6 protein-coding genes and 1 pseudogene are annotated in these 5,721 nt (G+C 58.5%); 3 read left to right on the top strand and 4 right to left on the bottom strand.

What is annotated here, in order from left to right; all coding sequences use genetic code 11:
* On the top strand, positions 1-1,015 hold a 1,015-nt coding region (locus Q0Z93_RS09555), incomplete at its 5' end, for a hypothetical protein (protein ID WP_298064951.1).
* Here the strand turns inward: Q0Z93_RS09555 and Q0Z93_RS09550 are convergent.
* The 3 genes and pseudogenes from Q0Z93_RS09550 to Q0Z93_RS09540 form a co-directional block, all read right to left on the bottom strand.
* Positions 996-1,253: pseudogene (locus Q0Z93_RS09550) on the bottom strand (efflux RND transporter permease subunit); the annotation flags it as partial. The gene Q0Z93_RS09555 and the pseudogene Q0Z93_RS09550 overlap by 20 nt on opposite strands.
* Positions 1,254-1,269: 16 nt before the next feature.
* A complete protein-coding gene (locus tag Q0Z93_RS09545; RefSeq protein WP_298064948.1) occupies positions 1,270-2,433 on the bottom strand; it encodes an efflux RND transporter periplasmic adaptor subunit in 1,164 nt (387 codons plus the stop codon).
* A gap of 71 nt (positions 2,434-2,504) precedes the next feature.
* A complete protein-coding gene (locus Q0Z93_RS09540) occupies positions 2,505-2,882 on the bottom strand; it encodes a YccF domain-containing protein (RefSeq protein ID WP_298064945.1) in 378 nt (125 codons plus the stop codon).
* 248 nt (positions 2,883-3,130) lie between these two features.
* Here Q0Z93_RS09540 and Q0Z93_RS09535 point away from each other — a divergent pair, with 248 nt between their 5' ends.
* Positions 3,131-4,516, top strand: a complete 1,386-nt coding sequence (locus Q0Z93_RS09535; RefSeq protein WP_298064942.1) for an aldehyde dehydrogenase — start codon at positions 3,131-3,133, stop codon at positions 4,514-4,516.
* Between the two features lie 45 nt (positions 4,517-4,561).
* The gene (locus Q0Z93_RS09530) at positions 4,562-5,014 is read left to right on the top strand and encodes a PepSY-like domain-containing protein (RefSeq protein ID WP_298064939.1); all 453 of its coding nucleotides are present in this window, start codon (positions 4,562-4,564) and stop codon (positions 5,012-5,014) included.
* A gap of 80 nt (positions 5,015-5,094) precedes the next feature.
* On the opposite strand, the gene Q0Z93_RS09525 is transcribed toward Q0Z93_RS09530, so the two are convergent.
* Positions 5,095-5,721: DUF2264 domain-containing protein (locus Q0Z93_RS09525; RefSeq protein ID WP_298064935.1), on the bottom strand; the 627-nt coding region annotated here is incomplete at its 5' end.

The raw sequence follows: 5,721 nt of genomic DNA, 5'->3' as shown, positions 1-5,721 counted from the left end.
GGACACCCCCGGCATGTTGCCGCCGCGCATGGACGGGGAGCTGCCCGCCAACGAGCAGAGCACCAGGAAGTACGACCGTGAGCTAAGCTTTCTGTGTCCTGACCTGCTGGGTCTCCCCAGCGAGGTCTATCGGATCGCGGAGGAGCTGCTCCACGACCCGGCGCTGGGACATTCCGGGAAGCTCCAGGCCCGCCTGCACAGCCTGGGGATGGCACTGCGGGAGAACAGGGACTCGCCGGAGGCGCAGACCCTGTGGCGGCGTCTGTCTCTGAGCGCCCTGGAGGCGCCCGAATTCCCCGGCCAGGAGGCATATCTGTCCGGCGTGATCGACGAGATCCTCCAATCGGACCCCGCCCAGCAGCCGCAGCAGCTGGAGACCTACCGCCGGCAGTACCAGGGGCAGGCGATCCAGGGGAAGCCGGTTTCGGCCCTTCTCTGGCAGGAGTATCTGCGGCAGGAGGACGGCATCCAGCGGTGGTGCTCGTACCAGTTCCGCAACTGCAGCCGCTATGAGCTCCGCTGCCAGGTCACCCGCGCTCTGTTACGGGAGGCCCAGGACCAGCTGGATGACGCTGAAACCGGCAAACAGCTGATCCAGTACGCGTGCAGCTACCTGTGGGGCGGCAGAAAAATTCCCGACAGCTATACCACAGAGGATCTCATTTTTGTCATGAACTACCGCCTGGACGCGGGGCGCGGCAAGGACGAAAAATATATCGCCGCCGGCATCTCCGCCGTATACGGGCGCTTGTGCCAGCACAGCGAGCAGCTGGAGATCCACCGCGAGGTAGCCAGCGGGGGGATCGCGGCCTTTGAGAGCTTCTATACCCGCACCAAGGACGCCGCCGTGGACCGGGCCCCGCTGCTGGATTCCCTCTTTCAGACATTGCTGTCCCAGTGGATGCAGCGGTACGCCGGGGAGGACACCCTCAGCCCGGACGGCGTTTCCTTCCTCTTCCGCTACCTCCGCGAGACCATGGACTGCGAGTTGGCCGCCCGTCGCTCGCACTGGTAGTCTGCAAATAGAGCATGTCGCTCACGCCCATAATGCTCTGCCCGACCGGAGTAGCCACTGCCTCGTCTACCGTCACCGCATCGGCTCCCTGGTACGAGGCTGACACCTCGACATTGGGAGGCGTAATATCCGGATACTGCTCGACCGGCAGCGAACGGATGGAAAGCAAGCCGAGAATCACGACGATAATCGAGATCACCATGGCGAAAATCGGGCGGCGGATGAAAAAGTTGATCATACTGCTGTCCTCCTCTCTATATTTGACTATGCAAAGTATCCGCAGACGGCGGAGCCGGTTGCAGCAGGGGTACGATCTTCATTCCGCTGCGCACTTTCTGGAACCCCTCGGTCAGCACCTGTTCGCCCGGTTCGAGCCCCTCCAGTATACCCCACTCTCTCCCGTAAGTGTCGCCGAGGGTCACCTGACGATACGCTACCGTGCTGTCCCGGCCGACCACATAGACGCTGTTGACCCCTTGACTTTGCATCACGGCCCGCTGAGGCACCAGTACGATCCTTTTTCCGCCGCCGACATTGGCATCGACTTTCACGTACTGCCCCGGCTTGAGATAATGCTCCGGATTCGGGAACAACACGCGGATCACCACGGCCCCCGTCCGGTTGTCCACCGCGCGCTCCGTAAACTTGTACACTCCTTTGTAAGGATAGGGTGTCCCGTCCGCCAAAGTCATATCCACATCGGTGAGCAGCCCCGTATTATCGTACAGCGGCCGGTCGAGGCTGTCCCGTTCCACGATAGACAGATATTTGGCCGTGGGAATGGAGATATAGACATAGATGGAGTCGATGACGGAGATGGTGTTCAGCACCGTATTGTTCGTTCCGGGGCCCACATAGTCGCCCACCGACCCGACCGTTTCCCCGATCACCCCGTCCGAGGGAGCATAGATAGTCGTATAGGAGAGGTTGAGGTTGGCGCTGCGCAAGGCGGCTTCGGCACTGCGGAGGTTGGCCCGGGCCGAGGCCAGCGTGGCCGTAGCCTGATCCAACGCGCTTTGGCTGATGGCATTGATCCGGGCCAAAGGCACCGAACGGTTATAGTTGTTCTGCGCCTCCACCAGCTGCGACTTGGCCGAAGCCAGCGCGGCTTCGGCCCGAGTCACCTCCAACCGCATCGGTTCGGGATCGAGTTTGAACAGCAGCTGCCCTTTCTTGACCGGCATTCCCTGCTCGTAATGCGTGGAAAGCAGGTAGCCGCTGACCCGCGGCTGGATCGTCACATCGGCCTGGCTGTAAGTTTGCCCCACGAACTGCATCCGTGTGGGAAGCTCTTGTCTATACGCCTTGACAACGGCGATACGCGGTTCGGGCATCTGCTCCTTCGGAGCCTTGTGGCTGCACGCTCCCAGCCCCCCGACAGCCACCGCACCGCACACTACGATACGGAAAATTTTCATAGATAGAATCGGATAGTTTGTTTTCCACCCGGAATAACAAGAAACGTACCAATCCGATCCCGATCGGAACATCAGTCGATGGCCGCGATTTCACGCCCGAAAGGCGAGAAAGCCACCGTCATCAGCTTGAAATGTTGCAGCCCGAACGGTATTCCGACAATCGTGATACAGAACAGCAGCCCCAACCCGAAATGGGTCAGCGCAATCCAGAAACCCCCGATAAAGAACCAGATGACATTCATCAGAAAAGCGAAACAGCCCCGGTTTTCCTCCACGATCACCGAGCGGTGGCCGAAAGGCAGCAGCGCCAGGGTGCCCAGTTTGAAAACCTGGATGCCGAAAGGGATACCGATAATCGTGAGACACATGGCGATTCCCGCCGCGAAATATTCGAGAGCGATGGCGAAACCCCCGAAGACAATCCATATAATATTGCCTAAAACATTCATAAACAACCTCTACCTTAAACTTTCTTCTAAGTTAACAATCTTCATGCAAAACCGGCCCGGTTTTTGAAAAAAAACGGATCGCGATTATATACTTAATGTACTTTTCTCCTCTTTTCGGTTCGGCTCGCTTTTAGCGGCCGGGGGCGGCGCAAGCCGAAAAATGGGGACAAGAAATGCCTAATACGATAAAGCATATAATCATGAAACGGATTATATTAAAGGTTCCTCTCTTTTTTAAATTCCAGTTTATGAATCTTCTCGACAGCCAGCGGGCTTTTTTCGCCTCCGGACGCACCCGCGCATACGATTTCCGACGCGACGCATTGCAAAAGTTGAAATCTTCGGTTCGATCCCATCTGCGAGCCTTATACGATGCCCTTTGGCAAGACCTGCACAAATCGGAGGCCGAAGCCTATCTGACGGAAGCGGCCCTCGTACTGCGCGAGATCGACGACCAGCTGAGCCGCCTGCGCTCCCGGATGCGGCCCCGGCGGGTCGGCACCCCCGTATTCCTATGGCCTTCGCGCAGCCGGATTCTCTGCGAACCGTTCGGAAACATCCTGATCCTGGCACCCTGGAACTATCCGTTCCAATTAGCTTTCGCCCCTTTGGCCGGAGCGATCGCCGCCGGCAACTGCGTCGTGCTGAAACCGTCGCCTTATACCCCTCACGTATCCGCCGTGATGCGGCAGATTGTCGAATCGGCCTTCCCGGCCGATTACATCGCCGTGGTCGAAGGGCATCGGGACGTGAACGAGGCTCTGCTTGCCGAGCGGTGGGACTATATCTTCTTCACGGGCAGCCCGGAGCTGGGCCGGACGGTGATGCGGGCCGCAGCGGAACACCTGACGCCCGTCACGCTGGAGCTGGGCGGCAAAAGCCCTTGTATCGCGGACAATTCTGCGAACGTGGATATTGCGGCCCGGCGCATCGTATGGGGCAAATTCCTGAACGCCGGCCAAACCTGCATCGCACCGGATTATCTGTTGGTTCATGAAAACATCAAATCCCCGCTGATCGAGCGGATCGAGTACTGGATCGAGGAGTTTTACGGCGCAGAACCGGGGAAAAGCCCCCATTACGGTCGGATGGTCAACCGGAAAGCGTTCGACCGGGTATGCTCCTATCTGAGCGACGGGACGATCCTGACGGGCGGCGACACAGACCCGGCACAGCGTTACATCGCGCCGACGCTGCTCGACCTGGGCGCTCCCACGGACAGCGTACCGGTCATGCAGAGCGAGATTTTCGGGCCGGTATTGCCGCTCATGAGTTATACCCGCCTCGATGAAGCCGTAGAATTTATCAACCGGCACGAAAAACCGCTGGCACTCTACTATTTCGGCTCGCCGGAAACGGGACGCAACGTGCTGCAACGAACCTCGTCGGGCGGCGCCTGCATCAACGACACCGTCCTGCACGTGTCCAACGACCGGCTCCCGTTCGGCGGAGTGGGGAACAGCGGCATGGGCAGATACCACGGAAAAGAATCGTTCCTCACCTTCAGCAACCGGCGATCCGTGCTTTGCTCGGCCAAAAATTGGGATCTGCCGCTCAAATATCCGCCGTACAAGCATTTCGGTTGGATCACAAAACTGCTGGGGGGTTCATGTCAGTTTAAATCCAAATTTTAGTCCTATCTTTGTCCGAAATTCATAACTTATCAAAACATTTCAGTCATGAAATTACGTCTTCTTACCGCATGCCTGCTCATCTTGAGCACAGTCGGACTTTACAGTTGCGATGACGAGAAAAGCATCTCGTTCGACAAACTGCCCCAAACGGCCCAGCAGTTCATCCATCAGTATTTCCCCTCGCAGAACACTGTCAGCATCATCCAGGAAAAGGACAACGGCCGCAACGACTATGAAGTCACGTTAGACAACGGCACCACGATCGATTTCAACGAATCCGGTTCGTGGACGCATCTCGAAAGCCAATTCCACCCGCTGCCGGTCGGATTCCTGCCCCAGGCCTTGCAAACCGACCTCGGCCAGCGGTATCCGGACGCTACGGTACATGGAATCGACATAGAACTGGGCGGCTACGAAATCGAAATCAACAACGGCAAAACGCTCTACTACACCTCCGACGGCACTTTCATTCGGGAAGCATTTTCCCGCTTCGACTAAAAACCGATCCGCCGGAATCAACAAGGGCCGGTATGTTTCTCGGAAACATACCGGCCCTTTTCATATCGCACAGCCGCCGATCAGTTCGCGATCGCATGATCCTGCGGAAATTTCTCGCCGCTCCACGCTTTTTTAGACGTCCACGCCTCGGCCGGAGCCGTCCAGAACGGATCGTCCTCCGGCAGCCCTAACGCTAAAAAGCCCGTCGTGCAAAGATAGAGGCTTCCCGTACAGGTGTACGCCTCGCCGATCTCCGGCTGCGCGCCGCAGAAGCCGATCCGGAGCCACCCGTTCTCGTCGAACGTCCCCGGCTGCTCGAAAAAGCGCCGGATCACCGCCGTCATCGCCGACCGCACCTGCCCTTTCGAGACGCTCTCCGGCAGGCGGTTCAGCAGCGCCATCTGCGAAAGCACCTGCAATGCCGCCGTGCGGTATTGCAGCGACCGGCCGATCGGCGGAATCGTCCCTTCGGGCGAGATCATCCGCTCCGTCACCTCCGCATAGCGCACGGCACGATCCAACACCCGCTGCCGCATACCCGGGAAACCGTCGCCCATCACACTCAACACGTCGATCAACATCGGCTGGATCACGAAACTGTTGTAGTAATCCCAGTGGAACGGTTCCCCGTCGCCGTACACCCCGTCGCCCTTGTACCACTTGTCCATCTGACGCACCGGGTAGTCCACCCGCACCTGGTCGTATTC

The organism is uncultured Rikenella sp. (assembly GCF_947628055.1).
In the GTDB taxonomy this organism is placed as follows: Bacteria; Bacteroidota; Bacteroidia; order Bacteroidales; family Rikenellaceae; genus Rikenella.
Note: the sequence above shows the minus strand (reverse complement) of the source record. Positions and strands in the feature narration are given on the sequence as shown.

Coding starts and splice junctions, on each gene's coding strand:
- Q0Z93_RS09545 (WP_298064948.1), bottom strand. CDS start 2,433: ATGAAAATTTTCCGTATCGTAGTGTGCGGTGCGGTGGCTGTCGGGGGG.
- Q0Z93_RS09540 (WP_298064945.1), bottom strand. CDS start 2,882: ATGAATGTTTTAGGCAATATTATATGGATTGTCTTCGGGGGTTTCGCC.
- Q0Z93_RS09535 (WP_298064942.1), top strand. CDS start 3,131: ATGAATCTTCTCGACAGCCAGCGGGCTTTTTTCGCCTCCGGACGCACC.
- Q0Z93_RS09530 (WP_298064939.1), top strand. CDS start 4,562: ATGAAATTACGTCTTCTTACCGCATGCCTGCTCATCTTGAGCACAGTC.